Source organism: Gemmatimonadota bacterium (assembly GCA_009841265.1).
In the GTDB taxonomy this organism is placed as follows: Bacteria; JAAXHH01; JAAXHH01; order JAAXHH01; family JAAXHH01; genus JAAXHH01.
This window is the reverse complement of the sequence record VXMB01000009.1, coordinates 1796456-1814460: the sequence shown is the minus strand read 5'-3', so window position 1 is coordinate 1814460 and position 18005 is coordinate 1796456. Positions and strand designations below refer to the sequence as shown.

Below are 18005 nucleotides of genomic sequence, written 5' to 3'. Positions count from 1 at the left end.
CCCCTGGCCTACCTTCCCCCGCCTGTCCCGGCCCGAATCCCACAGGAGATGCTGAAACATGCCGACCGTGAAAGCGCAGCGTGAACGAATGGCGGAGGTCCTGTCCCGCCTGAAGAAGACCTACCCCGACGTGGGACCGGCATTGAGGTTTACAACGCCATTTGAACTGCTTGTCGCTACCATACTCTCGGCACAGTGCACGGATAAGCAGGTAAACGTAGTCACGGAATCCCTCTTCAAGAAGTATCCGTCTCCCAGGCACTACCTGGATGCCGCGCCCGGTGCATTGGAAGCGGATATCTTCACCACGGGCTTCTACCGCAACAAGGCGGCCAATATCCGGAAATGCTGCCGGTCTTTGGTCGATCTCCACGGCGGCGAAGTGCCCTCGGCCATGGAGGACCTGACGAATCTGGCCGGCGTGGGGCGGAAGACCGCCAACGTCGTGCGCGGCAACGCCTTCGGGATTCCGGGGATCGCCGTGGACACCCACGTGAAACGGCTGTCCGGGCTCCTCGGGTTCGCGAAACATGCCGACCCCGACCGGATCGAGCGCGACCTGATGAAGGTCGTGCCGGAATCGGACTGGACCGGCCTCGGTCACCTCCTGGCAGCCCACGGCAGGAAGACGTGCATCGCCCGGCGTCCGAAATGCGACGAATGCGTCCTGAGCGACCTGTGCCCTTCGGCAAAGTAGGCGTCATTGCCGGCCCGTACACAGGCCCGGCCGCCGGTCCGTACACACGCCCGATCGCGGGTCCGGCCGCCGTTTTGTGTTTTCAACAGACCCCGCGCCGGGTATATTTCGGATACCTCGATTGAGCCGCCTGCGCGCCGATGGCCCGCGGTGCGCACGCGAACAGTTGACCCGCGCGACGCGCGCGAGGTGGTCCCTTTAAGCAGACAGGAAGGGGAATGCGCCAAACGATACTGGTCGTAGACGACGAGCCCGATATCGTGGAAATCATCCAGTATAATCTGGAGAAATCCGGCTTCGACGTCATCGTGGCGTCGGACGGCTCGGCCGCGCTTGAAAAAGCCCGCGACGAGGCCCCTGATCTTATCGTGCTCGACCTCATGCTGCCCGGACTCGAAGGCACCGATGTTTGCCGCATTCTGAAACAGGACGAACGCACGAGGTCCATACCCATCCTGATGCTGACCGCGAAGAGCGAGGAAATCGACCGGATCATCGGTCTTGAACTGGGGGCCGACGACTATGTGGTCAAACCCTTCAGCCCCCGGGAAATCGCCCTGCGCATCCGGAACATCCTGCGCCGCCGGACCGAGCCGGAAACCGCGGGCCCCGTCCGTGCGGGACCCCTGGTCATCGACATGGAAGGCCACCACGTGTCCGTATCGGGATGCACGGTGTCCCTGACGGCCACCGAGTTCAAGCTCCTGGCCGTTCTCTTTCAGCGGCGCGGCAGGGTACAGACCCGGGAAGAACTGCTCGACGTGGTCTGGGGATATGACTACATGGGGTACGGACGCACCGTGGACGCCCACATCAAGCGATTGCGAGAGAAACTCGGCGAGGCCGCCGGCATGGTGGAAACGGTGCGGGGGGTCGGATACCGCTTCGCCAGGTAGGCCCTGTCATGCGATTTTCGCTACAGACAAAGATCCTGGTCGGCTATGTCGCCTTTACCCTGGTGGTGGCGGGCGCCGTGTACATCTATCTGAACACGTCCCTCCGCGAGGACGTCAGCGGCCATACCCGCGAGCAGTTACTCAATGACGCCCGCCTGATCCAGTCCTACCTGGAAAACGCGCCGCTTCCTTCCCTTTCCCCCGAGACGATCGATCCGATTGCGGACCGCCTGGGTGAGCAGTGCGGCGCCCGCGTAACCGTGGTGCGGGACGACGGCGTCGTGGCCGGTGATTCGTCCATACCCCTTTCGTCCGTTCCCCTCATGGAGAACCATGGCGACCGGCCGGAGATCCTCGAAGCCATCGCGTCGGGGATCGGTAACAGCATCCGCTACAGCAACACGCTGGAAACCGACATGGCCTACGTGGCGGTCCCCTTCCGGACCGAACAGGCAAGGGGCGTCGTGCGGGTCGCACTGCCGCTGCAGCAGTTCCGGTGGATCGAATCCCATATTTGGAAGATCGTGCTCGCGGCCCTCGGCATCGGCCTCCTGTTGAGCGTCGTGCTGAGCTGGGGCACGGAGAGACTGGTGTCCCGACCGATCGAACGCATGACGGAAGTCGCCCGTCGCCAGGCCGCCGGCGACCTCGAGGTCACCGCTTCCGCGCCGGCGCACGTCGAACTCTCCTCACTGGCGGCCGCCTTGAACGAGATGGCCGCGCAATCAAAGGAAAGGCTTTCGCGGATCCGGGAAGAGAACGCCCAGCTCGAAGCGGTGTTGTCCGGTATGGCGGAAGGCGTAATGGTGACCTCCGCGGAAGGGCGGATCCTGATGGTCAATCCGGCTTTCAAGCGCATGATGGACGTGGACGCGTGGTGCCTGAACAAGCGACCGATCGAGGTCGTGCGCAACCACGACCTGCAGAGCGTGGTGGACGCCGCGATCGATTCGGCGCCGTCCCTGCACGAGGATACCGTGTTCGACCTGACCCTGGAGTGGAACCAGCGCATCTTCCAGGTGCACCTGACTCCCGTACGCATCGGGGAGCAGCTGCACGGCGTGGTCGCCGTGTTCCACGACATGACCGAACTGCGCCGCCTTGAGCAGGTCCGGAAGGACTTCGTGGCCAACGTGTCTCACGAACTCAGGACGCCGTTGACGTCCATCAAGGGTTTTGTGGAGACGCTGCTGGACGGCGCCATGGAGGATACCGCCGCGCTGCGCCGTTTCATGACGTCCATCCAGCACCATGCCGACCGGCTCCAGGCCTTGGTCGAGGACCTGCTGCAACTGTCCAGCATAGAATCGGGCCGGTACGAGGTCGAATTCACGTCCTGCCGCCTGGACCGGATTTCGGAACGGGTCGCCGAAATCTTCGCGAAACAGGTCGACCGCAAGCAACTGGCTCTCTCCCTGCGGTTCGAAACGGACAGACCGGCGCGCGGAGATCCCGAACTCATGGAGCGGGCCCTGTCCAACCTGGTGGACAACGCCGTGAAATACACGGAGAATGGCGGATCGATCACCATCGGCACCGAGGAGCGGGTCGATGAGATCGTCCTGTCGGTTTCCGACACCGGACCGGGCATTCCGTCCGAGGCGCTTCCCCGGATCTTCGAACGTTTTTTCCGGGTTGACCGGGCGCGGTCCAGGGCCCTGGGCGGAACCGGCCTGGGCTTGGCGATCGTCCGGCACACCATGGAACTGCTCAACGGCCGGGCTTGGGTCGAGAGCAGGCTCGGCGAAGGCGCGACCTTCTACCTCTCCCTGCCCGCGTGGATCGAAGACGAGCCTTCCGAAGCGACCGGACGCCCCGCGCGGGCGCCGGGAAAACCGGTCAGCGAAACTTCAACGGGCGGAACTACTTAGACCGCACCATCCCTCCCTCGCGGTACACGACCGTGTGATCCCGCCGGGACCGTACGCTCCCAGGTCCCCTCGATCAACGGACCGCCGTAATCATCCGCTGCATTTCCGGTGTTTTTTGGATCAAAATACACATTTACCCTTGACAGTGCTTCCCTTCCGATATTAATTGGATACATAACTCAAAAACCTAATAAACCATCGGGACCACGACCCCGATACGCAGGACTCCGGCCAGGCTTCTGAAGGCAGTCGCACGATGCGCGGACGCGCGCGTCCGACTGAACCGTTTCGAAGGAAGTTAGTGACAGGTGCGGCTTACTGTGCGTACGCGACGCAAGTTCGTCTCGCCGTAGTTCCCGCCACGGCAACGCGCTGGTGCGGGCCGGTGGCAAAACCAATCTCCTCCAGGAGGTAGATATGGCAACCAGAGTAATTGTGGGATTGATCGCCCTTTTGGCGATCATCCAGGGGTTGGCTGGTGGCATGATGAATGATGGCGGGGCCATAATGATCCTGATTGTGCTCCTGGGTATCGTCTACGGCTTCATGGGGGTAGACGCTGAGGACGCGACGGACTACCTGGTCGTGACTATCGCGGTAGGCGCGGCGGCAGGCGCAGACGTGTTGAGTGGCATACCGGTCATCGGAATGTCCCTGGACGGCATTCTGGATCCGGCCAGCTCAGCGCTGTACGCCAGCGTGTTTTCCATCCTGATCATGCGTACGTTAAACCGGCTCAAGGGATAGGCGGCCGCGACCCGCGGCCTTCCGTGCCGGGGACCCGCGGTCTTCCGTGCCGCGAAGGTTCACCCGGCCTTCCCTGAACTGAGTCGTTTTCAAGTGCTTAGGAGGTAAGATATATGGCATCCCGGATAGTCGTTGGACTCGCGGTGCTGCTGGCGTTGCATGAGGGGCTGGTTAGCGGTATGCTGCTTGACGGTACCGTTGTCGGGCTGTTGCTGGTCATCCTCGGCCTGTTGCACGCGCACCTGTCGGTCGACGCGGAAGACGCCACGGGCTACCTGGCGGTCACCATTGCCGTCGGCGCGGCAGCGGGCATGGACGTGCTAAGCAACATACCGGCGATCGGCGCGACCCTTGACGCGATCATCGATCCGGTCAGCACGGTCCTGTACGCCGGCGTCGTTACCATTCTCCTGAAAAGGACGAAGGCCCGTATCGGGTGGTAACATTGAGGTAGTCGGCGTAAACACACAGGCGGACCGGGGAATTCACGACCTCCCTGGTCCGCCTGTTTTTTTTGTGTACCGGTTGTCCCCCGGCACCAATTGTCCCTGGTACCGGTTTTCTCCCGAATCCCCTCAGTTCCGGGCGGTCAGCGCAGTCCGGGAAGCCGCGGAGCGCTTCATCTTCAGGTCCGCGTTTATCCTCACGGTCTCGCAGGCCAGTTCGTACAGTTCCCGCTGCGACTGGAAGCGCCTTCCCGCTTTCTTCACGTACCGGTACGTCCCGTCCGACTGCAATTCACGCGCCTTCACGTTGTCCTTCAACTGTATTTTCAAATACGCCCACAGCTCCGCCTGGAGCGCCCGGTCGATGACCGGGAACGATATCTCGACCCGGCGGTTGAGGTTCCGGTCCATCCAGTCCGCGCTGGAAAACAGGTATTCCGGGTCTCCGTCGTTGTAGAAATAGAACAGCCGGACGTGCTCGAGGAACCGGTCGACGATGCTGATGACGCTGATGTTCTCGCTCAATCCCGGTACGCCCGGTCTCAGGCAACATATGCCGCGGATGATCAGCTGTATCCGCACGCCGGCCTGGGAGGCCTGGTACAGGGCCACGATCATGTCCGGGTCGACGAGGGAATTGATCTTCGCGATCACCAGGGCCGGATGCCCGGCGCGGGCCCGGTCGCTCTCCCGCTGAAGCCGCTTCACCATGTCCTCCCGCATCGACGTGGGCGAAAGGATGAGATGGTGAAAGCGCGAGGGCAGCGCGTAGCCGGTCAGCAGGTTGAACAGCTGCGTCACGTCTTCGCCGAATTCCTCCTTGTCGGTGAACAGGCCGAAATCGGCGTAGATACGCGCCGTCTTGTCGTTGTAATTCCCCGTACCCAGGTGACAGTACCGGTGTATCCCCTCGCCCTCCCGGCGCACGACCAGGCAGGCCTTGCAGTGGACCTTGATGCCCGGTATGCCGTAGATGACATGGGCCCCCGCCTCCTCCAGCTGCCTGGCCCACTGAATATTCGCGGCCTCGTCGAACCGGGCCTTTAACTCCAGCAGCACCGAGACTTCCTTGCCGTTCAGCGCCGCCCGCGTCAACGCCCGGGTGATGGGCGAATTGGCGCTGACCCGGTACAGCGTCATCTTGATGGCGAGTACCTGGGGATCCTCCGCCGCTTCCGAAACGAACCGGACCACCGCGTTGAACTGATGAAAGGGGTGGTGCAGCAAGATATCGTCCTTCTTGATGGCCTCCCAGATGGAAGGCGCGCCTTCGAAGGGCGTCGCCGGCTGGGGCGGGAAGGGTTCGTCCATGAGATCGGGCCGGTCGACGGCGTCGTACAGTTCGATGAGATCGGAAAAAGCGGTGAAGCCTTCCGTGGGGTAGAGATCCTCCGGCTCCAGTTCCAGTTCGTCCACCAGGACGTCCAGGATGCGCGAAGACAGCTCTGGGTCGTACTGCAACCGTACCGCGGCCCCGTTGCGCCGGTTGCGTATGCCCTCCTCGATGACCTTGAGCAGGTCCTCCGCGCCTTCCTCCTCGTAGTCCACGTCGGCGTCCCGCGTCACGCGGATCGACGCGCAGTTCAGCACCTCGTAACCGTTGTAGAACAGGTCGAGGTTCATCTGGATGACGTCCTCCAGCATGAAGAACGCCTGCCGGCCGTTTTCGGACGGGAGTTCGAGGAACCGCGGCATGACCGAGGTGGGCAGGTGAATGACTGAGAGGTTCGTATGAGGGAAAACGGATTTCTGGATCTTGCGGATTTCAGCCACGAGACAGAGCGTGCCGTTGGCCAGGTAGGGAAACGGATGGCCGGGGTCCACCGCCAGCGGGGTCACCACCGGCAGGATGGTCTTCCGGAAGTACTCGTCCAGATAGGCCTTCTGCGAAGGGCTGAGTTGCTCCGGTTCGAGGATGTCGATGCCCTGCTCGGTGAGTTGCGGGAAGATCTCGTTGATGAAGAGGCCGTGCTGCTTGTTGACCAGTTCGTGCATCCGGGACGAAAGCGCGGTCATCACCTCCCGGGGACTCAGGCCGTCGGCGGTCCGCGTGGACTGGACCTGCGCGTCGATCTGTCTCTTGACGCCGGCGACGCGGATCATGAAGAACTCGTCCAGGTTGGTACTGAATATGGCCAGGAACTTCACCCGTTCCAGCAGGGGAACCGTCGGGTCGAGCGCTTCCTCCAGCACCCGCGCGTTGAATTCCATCCAGCTCAGTTCCCGGTTGAAGAAGTGTTCCGGACGCCAGTAATCCGTCACCAGCGGCGCGACGGGAGGCCGGGGCTTATGGGTGAACCGGCGCCCCGCTCTCCTCGAAGCGATGGTTCGAACCGTGGCGTTACTGGTGTTGTTCCCATTCGGGGAAGACATGACTGAGCCACCTGGAGGATATGCGGATACACGTTGCGTGGCGGGCCCGACGCGTGCGATAACGCATTGCGACTGCCGTTCCGTATGTCTGCGGTTTCGTGCCGGATCAAGTATTCATAAAGCAAGACGGACGGCGGTTTTGTCAAGCCGTCTTTGACCCGCCGGTCGCATCCTACCGGAAAAACCAAACTTTATTCATATCGTCATGGCCTTGTATGCTGTTCGTAACAGAATCGTCAAATAACCTTTTTATATTTGCACCGTGTTCGATTCAAGCTTGCGTTCCAGGCACCCGCAGACGGATTGATTCGACGAAAACAAGGGGAGACGCCGTACATGACGAAGACATACCGGTTCCGGAACGGCCTTTACGCGAAATACGACAGAAGCCGGCTGGCCCCATCGATGCGGGCAGCGGTAGTCGTGGCCGCACTCGCGCTCCTTGCCGGCACAGCGATGGAGGTCCGGGGACAGGCGTCCATGGGCCGTATATCGGGTACGGTCGTCGACGCGGAGACGGGCGATCCGCTTATCGGCGCCACGGTGGTGGTGGTGGGACTGGAGCTTGGCTCGATGGCCGATCTCGAAGGCTTCTACTTGATCCGGAACGTCCCGGCGGGACTGCACACCGTCCGGGTATCCATGATCGGATACGCGGCGAAGCGGGTCACCGAGATCCAGGTCGAACCGGACCAGGTGAGCAGAATAGACATAACCGTCGAACAGGAACTCATCGTGGCGGACGTGGTGGAGGTGACGGCCCGGTCCCTGGAAAACACGGAAGCGTCACTGCTCAAGCGCCGCCAGAACGCCCTTTCCATCAGCGACGCCATCAGCGCCGAGGATATCTCCCGGGGCGCACAGGGCGATGTGGCCGCGGCCATGACCCGCGTTACCGGCGCATCGGTGGTGGACGGCAAGTACGTCTACATTCGCGGACTGGGCGAACGCTACAGTACCGCGCAGCTGAACGGCACCTCCCTGCCGAATGCCGATCCAAACAGCAAGTCGGTCCAGATGGACATCTTCGCTGCGAACCTGCTGGACAACATCACCACGGAAAAGACCTTCACGCCGGACAAGCCGGGCAACTTCACCGGCGGCAGCGTCAACGTGAAGACCAAGTCCCTGCCCGAGTCTTTCACCATGTCCTTTTCCACGTCCACGAAGTACAACACCCAGTCTTCCTTCAAGGACATGCTGAGCTACGAGGGCGGTGAGTACGATTTCCTGGGCTTCGACGACGGCACCCGGGATATACCCCTGCCCCTGCTGAATCCCGACGTGGAGATTCCCAGCATCACCAGCGCGCTCCGGGACCCGGAGGCCGCGCAACTGCTGGATCTGTATTCCAAGTCGTTTACCGACAAGTCTATGACGCCGACTACCATAGAAGGTGGGCTCGGCCAGAGCTACGCGTTATCGATCGGAAACCAGACGGAGATCGCGGAACGCCCGTTCGGGATGCTGGGCAGCGTGAGCTACAACCGGAACGTCTCGGCGTATGACAATGGCGCGTCCGGGATATGGAAGCGCGTGTCCCGGGAGGCCGAAGGGTTGAACAGGGAGCGATTCGCGACGGACATGAGCGGGTCCGAAGAAGTACTTTGGGGCGGCCTCGTGAACGCTACCTACCAACCGAGCATCACCCACGAGATCGGCGTCAACGTGCTTTACAACCGCAGCGGCGAAAAACTGTCCCGATTCCAGACCGGTGCGTGGCCATCCTCACTGCCCGGCGAAAACGTGCGGTACGAGACCCGCGTGCTGTCCTTCATCGAGCGCGAGATGCGGTCTCTGCAGTTCCGCGGCAAGCACGTAATGCCGTCCGTATCCAACATGGAAATCGAATGGACCGGCGCCTTCATCAGGTCGAACCAGGACGAGCCCGACCTTCGTTACTTCACCAACGAATTCCAGACGGTCGACGCGGCCGGCGAAGGTGCGCCGGATTTCGACAGCTACACGATCGCCCTGTCCAATTACGCGGCGCCGACCCGTTACTTCAGGAACCTTGAAGAATCCAACCGGGACTTCAAGATGGACGTGACGCTGCCCTTTACGCCATGGTCCGGACTCACGGCCCGTCTGAAGTTCGGCGGGGCCTACCTGGACAAGGACCACACCTTCCGGGAGCGGCGTTTTTCCTTCAGGCAGGACGCCCTGCAGTACCGGAATGATCCTGTCGTCTTCTTCTCCACGGCGCGCACCGGGATCCTGCCCGATGAATTCCAGGATACGCCCGGGTTTACCCGGTTCGGTAATTTCGTATCCGAGGACTCGGACCTGAGGAACAACTACGACGGCGACCAGGAAGTCCGGGCCGGATACGTGATGCTGGACGTGCCGATCACCAGGCGGTTCAAGGTCACGGGCGGCGCGCGGTACGAGTCCACCCTGCTGGACGTGGCCAGCCATGAAACTTCGCTTACGCCCGGCAGACTGGATGAGAAGGACTGGCTGCCCTCGATCAACACGGTGTACCAGGTCGTGGACAACATGAATTTCCGGGGCGCTTACAGCCGGACCCTGGCACGGCCCTCCTTTCGCGAACTGGCTCCATTTGCCTCTTTCCTCTTTGTCGGCGATTACATCTTCGTGGGGAACAGCGAACTGAAGCGGACGCTGATCGACAACTACGATTTCCGCTGGGAATGGTTCAACCGTCCCGGCGAGATCTATGCCCTCAGCTATTTCTACAAGAAGTTCGAGAACCCGATTGAACGCGTAATCGTGACGACGAACGGCGAAATCCAGTTTCAGAATGTCGACAGGGCGCTCGTCTCCGGGTTGGAACTGGAGTTCCGGAAGCAGCTCGACCAGCTCCATCCGTCCCTGGGCAACTTCCAGCTCGGCGGCAACCTGTCCCTGATCAGTTCCGAGGTGGATATCGCGCCGTCGGAACTCGCCATCATCCGGGCGCTCGATCCGGGTGCGGCGGAGACCCGCAAGCTGCAGGGCCAGTCTCCCTACGTAGTCAATATCGACGCCATGTACGACAACACGGACACCGGTACCCTGGTGAGCGTCCACTACAACGTTTTCGGCGAGAGGCTTTCCGAAGTGAGTACGGGCGGGACGCCCAACGCCTTCGAGCAGCCCGCCGGCATGCTGGATATCACGGGCTCGCAGAGGCTGTGGGACCGGGTAACGCTTAAGTTCTCCGCCAAGAACCTGCTGGACCCGGACATCAAGAAGGTGCATCCGTACAACAACGAGGAGTTCATCCGAAGCCTGTACAAGCGGGGACGGACGTTCTCCCTGGGATTCTCGTACGGGATATAACAGACCCGCCGACGGGCCGGTCCGCCGACCCGCTGGCCCGAGAGAACGACTATGACTTCATCTTCACAACTCGACCGCAAGCCCTTCAAGGAGAAGGTATGTTTCGGTGGATATCCATCGCCTTGGTTTCCGCACCATTGGTTTACCCGGTCCTCGCAGAAGCACAATCCCCCACCAGTCCCGTAGTAACCATCACCGACGCAGACATCGTCGGCAACACATCCTTCTCCTCGGACAACACCTATCTGCTGTCCGGCCTGGTCTTCGTCGAAGACGGCGAGACGCTGACGATCGAGGCGGGCACGGTGATCAAGGGCAAGTCCACGACCATCGAGGGCGAGGATACCGCCCTGATCGTAGCCCAGGGCGGCAAGATCATCGCCGACGGCACGGCGAGGAATCCCATTATCTTCACGGCCGAAGCGGACGACGTCGATGATCCGGACGATATCCTGCTGTCATCCCCCACTGCTTCCCGCGGGCTGTGGGGCGGTATCATCCTCCTCGGACGGGCGTCCATTAACACCGCCACCGGTGAGAACAACATTGAAGGCATCGACGCGACGACCGAACCCCGGGGTATCTACGGTGGTGGATCGAATCCCGACGACGACGACGACTCGGGCGTGCTGCGGTACGTGTCGATCCGGCACGGCGGCGCGGTCATCGGCGCGGACAACGAGATCAACGGGCTGACCATGGCCGGCGTGGGCCGCGGCACGACCATCGAGCACGTGGAGGTGTTCTATAACCAGGACGACGGCTTCGAATGGTTCGGCGGCACGGTGAATACGCGCTACCTGATATCCGCTTTCGCGGGCGATGACGCCTTCGACTACGACGAGGGCTTCCGGGGCGAGCACCAGTTCTGGTTCTCGATCCAGGACCCTTTCCTGGGCGACCATGCCGGCGAGCACGACGGCGGCACGGATCCCGAGGACGGCAGGCCCTACGCCCGTCCCACGATCATGAACGCCACCTACATCGGCCGCGGCGCTTCGTCGACGGGCGGCAAGGACAACAACGCCCTCATCTTCCGCGACAACGCGGGCGGGATGTATTTCAACAGCATCTTCACCGAGTTCCAGGGCCACGCGCTGTCGATCGAGGACCTGGATCCGACCCGCGGCGCGCAGGACAGCAAGGCGCGCCTGGACGCGGGAGACCTGGCCTTCCGGTATAACATCCTGGGCAGGTTCGGCACCGGGAGTTCACCCGCGGACCTGGGAGGCGACTTCCACACGACGGAACTGCTCGCCAACGAAGGCAACGCCAACCGGATCACGGATCCATTGCTCCAGGGCATCAGCTGGAACCGGAACCTGGGGCTTGATCCGCGTCCCGGCAACTCCAGTCCCGCCTGGGATGCGAGCAGGCTCATGGAAGAACCGCGGAACAGCGGGTTCTTTACGGACGTCGATTACGTGGGCGCATTCGGAACGGAAAACTGGGCGGACCATTGGTCGGCGCTTGCGGCATTGGGTTATTTCAGTACCGCACCGGCACCCATACCCCCGGAACCGGCTGAACCCGGCGTAGATGCACCCGACGGCTTCAGCCTGGCGCAGAACAGTCCGAACCCCTTCGGCATGGCCACGAACATCGATTACACCGTATCGTCGACGAGCCACATACTGATCGAGGTATACAATCTCCTCGGCCAGCGGGTGGCGACAGTGGTGAACGATATCAGGCTTCCGGGGCGCTACACCGAGCACTGGGAGGCGCGGCATCTCTCGAGCGGCGTGTACTTCTATCGCTTCGAGGCTACCGCGGATGGACGGACCGCCCACGTCTTCAACCGGAAGATGACCCTGTTGAAGTGATGCGCCGGTGTTGACGCCGTACGGACCCATCGTTTAACTTCCACTCGTTGCCCTCGTCCGATAGTGCCCTATTGAATCCCGATCCAGGACCCCCGGATGACCGATCGCCCCCAAGGACGCCGGTTTGACCGGCGCCTTCTGCTGGACCTTTTGGTTGGCCGACTCGCCGCCCTTGGCGGCGTGGTGTTGATCCTGACCATCCTGTCGGTCTTTGCCGTGATCATGTGGGTGATTTACCCCTTGTTCACGTCGCCCGCGGGATTCCGCTGGGGAGTTTCCGATCCCGGGGGGATCGACGCCGGGTACAGCATCCTGCCGCTGATCTCCGGGACCTTGAAAGGGGCGGTGTATACCTTGCTTTTCGCGGTGCCGGTCTCGGTACTCGCCGCGCTCTACGCGTCGCAGTTCCTGCCGCGGGCGCTTAAGGAAAGACTGAAACCGCTGGTGGAAATCATGGCCGCGGTACCGAGTGTCGTGCTCGGTTTCATCGGCGGCATCTGGCTTGCACCGTTCCTGGCGTCCCACGTCTTCGCCCTCTTCCTGGCGCCGGTATTCATTTCTGGCGCGGTGGTGGCCGCTTTTCTCATCAGGCACCATGCCCCGGTGCGGTTCCGGGCGTTCAATCCTCCGGGCCGGGAAATCTGGCTGCTTCTGGTTGCCGTGCTCGCCGGGGGATGGCTGGCCCTGGAATGCGGGGCGATGCTGGAGGCCGCCTGGCTGCAGGCCGGCTACGCGACCTGGTTCGAGGAATCCCTGGGACTGACCTATACGCAGCGGAACGCGATCGTCGTGGGTATGGTCATGGGCCTGGCCGTCACCCCGATCATATTCACCTTGTCCGAAGAAGCGCTTTCCGCCGTGCCCCGCTCATTCCTGGAAGGATCGATGTCGCTGGGGGCCACGCGCTGGCAGACCGCCGTGCGCATCGTCCTCCCCGCCGCGGGATCCGGCATACTGGCCGCCGTTCTGCTGGGGTTCAGCAGGGCGATCGGGGAGACCATGATCGTGCTGTTCGTCTCGGGCAATGTCCCGGTGATGGACTGGTCCGCCTTCTCCGGGTTCCGGGCTCTGTCCGCCAGCGTGGCCCTCGACCTGCCGAACGCCGCGCGGGACGACACGCTCTACCGGGTCCTGTTTTTCGCCGCCTTTCTCCTGCTCGTTTCGACTTTTGCGATCAACACCGTGGCCGAACTGGTACGACGGCGGCTGAGAAGGCGGTATGCTTAAGCGCCGGATGTTCCACCGGCCGCAGGGAGATGCGATGGGTTCGAAGTGGTCAAAGGATGACGCCCTGATCTGGCTGTCCGGCGGGGCCCTGGTCCTCGGCTTCCTGATGGTCGCGGGACTGATCCTGGTCATCGTCGTGCACGGACTGGACCGGTTCTGGCCCCAGGAACTCACGCGGTACGAGCTGCGCGACGGCAGGATTGTCCTGGGCCACGAGACTTCCCGCGTCAGCATTCGGACAACCGGCTCGTTGGGTGAGCGGTCCATGGCCTATCGATTGAGGGTCCGGACCGGCGACCGGGAACGGTTTCCGGTCGAATACGTCTGGCTGGAAGAAGGCCGGATCGCAGGGCGGGACGCCCCCCGCGAGGCCGTGGTCGTGGAGCAGGTTTGGGGCGGGGACATCTTCGGCTTCCTGGAATCCTTCGTGGACGACGGTACGGTCGTCGCCCGGGGTTACGAAGCCGTTCGGGCCCATTACCGGGAGCAGGCCCCGGAACTGGAACGCCTGCGCAGGCAGCGGGCGCTGTCCATCGTCCTGTCTTTTGCGGATGGCCGGCAGCACACCGTTTCCCTCGCGAACGTCCAGCGGATCTACACACCCAATGCGATGACCACGTGGACGAGGATCCGTCACTATATGGGCGGCGCCTGGTCCTACCTGTGGTCTCCGCCGAGAGACGAAAACCGGCTCGGCGGGGTCTATCCGGCGATTTTCGGCACGGCGGCGATGGTCATCCTCATGTCGGTCGTCGTTATGCCCTTCGGCGTGCTGGCGGCCTTTTACCTGAGAGAATACGGTAAACCGGGCCCGTTCCTGAACGTGGTGCGAATCGCCGTGAACAGCCTGGCCGGCGTACCCTCCATCGTATTCGGGGTTTTCGGACTCGGTTTCTTCGTGTATTTTCTGGGAGGAACCCTGGACCGTCTGTTCTTTCCCGCGGAACTCCCGGAACCGACTTTCGGCCGCGGCGGCATCCTCTGGTGCGCGCTGACCCTGGCCCTGCTCACCCTGCCCGTGGTCATCGTGGCCGTGGAGGAAGGGCTGGCCGGCGTGCCCCCGGGACTCCGCGAGGCGTCTCACGCCCTGGGTGCGACGCGGTTCGAGACGCTGTGGCGTGTCGTCGTGCCGGTGGTGCTGCCGTCCATACTCACGGGCCTGATCCTGTCCGTGGCGCGGGCGGCCGGTACCGTGGCGCCGCTGATGATCACGGGGGTCGTCGCCTTTTCCGCCGAGTTGCCCGTGGACGGCGCCTGGCCCTTCGTGCACCTGGAACGGGAGTTCATGCACCTGGGGTTTCACATCTTCGACACGGGTTTCAGGCCGGACGGCGGGGAGGCGTCTCTACCCATGGCGTACACGTCCACCCTGTTGCTGCTGGCCATCGTGGTCGCGCTGAACGCGGCGGCGATCGGGCTCAGAAGCCGGCTGAGGAGACGCTATTCACTGGCAGTGGGCTAGGCGTCCCCGGCGCGCGCCCCTGCGGCGCGCACAAGCATAGGCGATTTCCCCGTGCGCATAAGAGGTTCTAGCGAATGACGACGGAAAACGTACCGGTCAAGCCGAAGATCCTGCGTGAGGAAACGATCATCGATGTCGAGCACGTGTCCTTCTGGTACGGTGACCGGGCCGCGCTGAAGGACGTGACCATGGCGATCGACCGCCAGGTCATCACGGCCTTCATCGGTCCGTCAGGCTGCGGCAAGACGACCTTGCTCAGGTTGATCAACCGTATGAACGACCTCGTTCCCCAGGTCCGCATGACGGGTATGATCCGGATGAACGGGGTGGATATCTACGGGCCGGACACCGATGTCACGCGGCTGCGCCGGCGCGTCGGCATGGTCTTCCAGCAGCCGAATCCCTTCCCCAAGTCCATCTACGAGAACGTGGCCTACGGTCCCCGGATCCACGGCGTGAAGTCCGGCGGTTTCCTCGACGAGATCGTGGAACGGTGCCTGCGCCGGGCCTTCCTGTGGGAGGAAGTTCAGGCACAGCTCGAGGAAAGCGCCCTCGGGCTTTCTCTCGGACAGCAGCAGCGGCTCTGCATCGCGCGGGCGATCGCGGTCGAACCGGAAGTCCTGCTCATGGACGAGCCGTGCTCGTCGCTGGACCCCGTCGCCACGTCCAGGATCGAGGAATTAATGCTTGATCTGAAGGACGATTACACCATTGTTATCGTGACGCACAACATGCAGCAGGCGGCGCGTGTGTCCGAATACACCGGGTTCTTGCTCAAGGGCGAGCTGGTGGAAATGGGCGTGACCGACGCGATGTTCACCACGCCCAGCGACCGGCGCACAGAAGACTACATCACGGGCCGTGCGGGATAGCGCCGCGGACGGACAGCGCCGCGGCCTGAATCCCCTGGACAGCGATCATGGAAACCCAACTTCAACAACAACTGGAAGGTCTGAGGTCCGCGCTGCTGAGCATGGCCGCGCTCGTGGAGGAACAGATCGCCCGGGCGATCACGGCGCACGTGGAGCGCGACGTCGACTTGTGCGATCAGGTCATCGCCGGCGACGGGCCCATCGACGCCATGGAACTGGAGATCGACGAGCAGTGCATCCGGCTGCTGGCGCTCCAGCACCCCATCGCGCGGGACCTGCGCTTTGTCGCGGCCAGCATGAAGATCACGATCGACCTGGAACGGCTGGGCGACATCGCCGTCAACATCTCCAAGAAAACGAAACAGCTCGCCGGGATGCCCCTCCTGAAACCGCTCGTCGACCTGCCGCGCATGGCGGACCTTTCCCAATCCATGGTCAAGGACAGCCTCAACGCCTTCGTGCGCGGAGACGAGCAACTGGCCATGGACGTCTGCGACAGGGACGAGGAGGTCAATCAGTTGCAGGACCAGATCTTCGAGGAACTGCTGGCCTGCATGAAGGAGGATTCAGGGTCGGTGCCCCAGGCGATGCAACTGATCTTCATTTCCCGCCACATCGAACGCCTGGCCGATCACGCCACGAACATCGCCGAAGGCGTGGTGTATTTCTCGGAAGGCCGCGTGATCAAGCATCATACGGTTGACGATCCGAATCAGTCACCCATTGGTCAAGAATCCGGTGGGCCTGGGTGACGGTGTCCACCTGCACCAGGCTGGTCCTCAGGTGGGATGCGTTGGGGAAGCCTTTGAAGTAGGAGGCGAAGAACTTGCGCATTTCCATCACGCCCACCTTCTCCCCCTTGTACTCCACCATCATGCCCAGGTGGTCCCGGGCGAGCCGGACCCGCTCGGTAAACGTCGGTATCCGCGCGCCGGAGAAGATGTAGGGGTTGTCCCGCGCGGCCCGGGCGATCATCACGCCGGCGCACCCCGTCTCCTCCACCATGCGCACCGCGTCCTCGTAAATGAACACGTCGCCGTTTCCGAAGATCGGCACGGGGGAGACTTCCACGGCGCGGGCGATCCATGACCAGTCCGCGGTCCCGTTGAACTTCTGCGCCACGGTGCGGGCGTGCACCGCCACGGCGTGGGCGCCGGAATCCGCGGCGCGTTTCACCACTTCCAGGATGCTGATATTGTCGTGGTCCCAGCCCAGACGCGTCTTGATGATGACCGGAATCGAGACGGCCTCGGCCACGCTGCGCACCGCGTTCATCATCCGGTCGATGTCCTTGAGAAAAGCGGCGCCGGAATCGGACCGCAGGATCTTGGGCACGGAACACCCGAAGTTGATGTCCATGATCTGCGCGCCCTTTTCCTCCAGCACCAGCGCGCCTTCCACCATGCGGCCGATATCGTTCCCGTAGATCTGCGCCGCGAGCAGCGACATGCCGGTATCGCGGTAGATGTCGGCGTCGCAGAAGTTCATCATCTGAAGCGTCTTCGGGTTCTTGTGGAGAATGGCGTTGCAGTTGATGAATTCCACGCCGACCATCTGGGCGCCCATCTTCGCGCAGATCAATCGGAACGGCCAGTTGCTGATGCCCGCCATGGGCGCCAGCGTGAGGATGGGCATGCCGGGTTTAAGCGACTTAATGCGGTGCGGACCTATGGCGATTTCGTGGGTCATGCGTGCTGGACGACTCCTCGTTTTTCCCTTGCACGAACTCGCGGTCCGCACGTGACGCCCGTTGACAACAAGGCGTTGCGCAGGTACATTCAGTCGCGTTCAAAGTAAGCCGGGGTACCGATTTATCGCAAGGTCTTTGTCTGCCCGGCGACTTGTCCCTCAACCTGTCATCACAGGAGCCAGCCATCATGCCGGTGGCATACGTACCGGATCAGAAACGCTTCTCGGACGACAAGTTCCAGAAGGTCAATCTCTTCGATACGGATCGCATGTTCTGCGATATCTACTGTTTCGAACCCGGCCAGGAACAGAAGGCCCACAGCCACGCCGAAAACGACAAGATCTACTACGTGTTGGAAGGGAACGGCGATTTCACGGTCGGCGACGAAACCGTGAAGGGCGTTCCCGGTACGGCGGTGCTGTGTCCTCCCGGGGTGGCCCACGGCGTACTTAACTCGAGCGAAGGCCGGCTGGTGGTCCTGGTGTTCATGGCGCCCCATCCATGAACCGGATCGATCCGCCGGTAACGGGGATCCACAGGTACCGGGCACATCCCACGTCCGCTCGCCGGCATATCCGGCGTCCGCTCGAGAGCCTTCCCAGCGCCACTCCCC

General features: G+C 62.4%; 14 protein-coding genes. 12 read left to right on the top strand and 2 right to left on the bottom strand.

The window, feature by feature from the left end:
* Window positions 1-58: 58 nt before the first annotated feature.
* The 5 genes from nth (at window position 59) to F4X08_12650 (ending at window position 4654) form a co-directional block, all read left to right on the top strand.
* Window positions 59-697: an endonuclease III gene (gene nth / locus F4X08_12670; protein ID MYD26656.1), complete on the top strand. Its 639-nt coding sequence runs from the start codon at window positions 59-61 to the stop codon at window positions 695-697.
* 218 nt (window positions 698-915) lie between these two features.
* Window positions 916-1593, top strand: a complete 678-nt coding sequence (locus tag F4X08_12665; protein MYD26655.1) for a response regulator — start codon at window positions 916-918, stop codon at window positions 1591-1593.
* Window positions 1594-1601: 8 nt separating this feature from the next.
* Window positions 1602-3464: a HAMP domain-containing protein gene (locus F4X08_12660; GenBank protein MYD26654.1), complete on the top strand. Its 1863-nt coding sequence runs from the start codon at window positions 1602-1604 to the stop codon at window positions 3462-3464.
* A gap of 417 nt (window positions 3465-3881) precedes the next feature.
* Window positions 3882-4211 (top strand): hypothetical protein, encoded by a 330-nt coding sequence (locus F4X08_12655; GenBank protein MYD26653.1) that lies wholly within the window; start codon window positions 3882-3884, stop codon window positions 4209-4211.
* A 113-nt stretch (window positions 4212-4324) separates the two neighbouring features.
* Complete coding sequence (locus F4X08_12650) at window positions 4325-4654, top strand: hypothetical protein (GenBank protein ID MYD26652.1); 330 nt, start codon at window positions 4325-4327, stop codon at window positions 4652-4654.
* A 132-nt stretch (window positions 4655-4786) separates the two neighbouring features.
* Here the strand turns inward: F4X08_12650 and ppk1 are convergent, their stop codons facing one another.
* Window positions 4787-7030, bottom strand: coding sequence for a polyphosphate kinase 1 (gene ppk1, locus F4X08_12645; protein ID MYD26651.1), 2244 nt, complete (start codon window positions 7028-7030; stop codon window positions 4787-4789).
* A 336-nt stretch (window positions 7031-7366) separates the two neighbouring features.
* On the opposite strand from ppk1, the gene F4X08_12640 reads away from it, so the two are divergent.
* The 6 genes from F4X08_12640 (at window position 7367) to phoU (ending at window position 16454) form a co-directional block, all read left to right on the top strand.
* Entirely contained in the window at window positions 7367-10315 is a 2949-nt protein-coding gene (locus tag F4X08_12640; GenBank protein ID MYD26650.1) for an outer membrane beta-barrel protein, read from the top strand.
* Window positions 10316-10413: 98 nt separating this feature from the next.
* Window positions 10414-12141 (top strand): T9SS type A sorting domain-containing protein, encoded by a 1728-nt coding sequence (locus F4X08_12635; GenBank protein MYD26649.1) that lies wholly within the window; start codon window positions 10414-10416, stop codon window positions 12139-12141.
* Between the two features lie 96 nt (window positions 12142-12237).
* Complete coding sequence (locus tag F4X08_12630) at window positions 12238-13368, top strand: ABC transporter permease subunit (GenBank protein MYD26648.1); 1131 nt, start codon at window positions 12238-12240, stop codon at window positions 13366-13368.
* A 34-nt stretch (window positions 13369-13402) separates the two neighbouring features.
* The gene (gene pstA / locus F4X08_12625; protein MYD26647.1) at window positions 13403-14830 is read left to right on the top strand and encodes a phosphate ABC transporter permease PstA; all 1428 of its coding nucleotides are present in this window, start codon (window positions 13403-13405) and stop codon (window positions 14828-14830) included.
* A 74-nt stretch (window positions 14831-14904) separates the two neighbouring features.
* A complete protein-coding gene (pstB, locus tag F4X08_12620; protein MYD26646.1) occupies window positions 14905-15702 on the top strand; it encodes a phosphate ABC transporter ATP-binding protein in 798 nt (265 codons plus the stop codon).
* 47 nt (window positions 15703-15749) lie between these two features.
* A complete protein-coding gene (phoU, locus tag F4X08_12615; GenBank protein ID MYD26645.1) occupies window positions 15750-16454 on the top strand; it encodes a phosphate signaling complex protein PhoU in 705 nt (234 codons plus the stop codon).
* Here the strand turns inward: phoU and F4X08_12610 are convergent.
* The gene (locus tag F4X08_12610; protein ID MYD26644.1) at window positions 16387-17391 is read right to left on the bottom strand and encodes a tRNA dihydrouridine synthase DusB; all 1005 of its coding nucleotides are present in this window, start codon (window positions 17389-17391) and stop codon (window positions 16387-16389) included. The genes phoU and F4X08_12610 overlap by 68 nt on opposite strands.
* 188 nt (window positions 17392-17579) lie before the next feature.
* Between F4X08_12610 and F4X08_12605 the strand changes: the two genes are divergently transcribed.
* On the top strand, window positions 17580-17897 hold the full coding sequence (locus tag F4X08_12605; GenBank protein ID MYD26643.1) for a cupin domain-containing protein: 318 nt from the start codon (window positions 17580-17582) through the stop codon (window positions 17895-17897).
* Window positions 17898-18005: the final 108 nt, after the last annotated feature.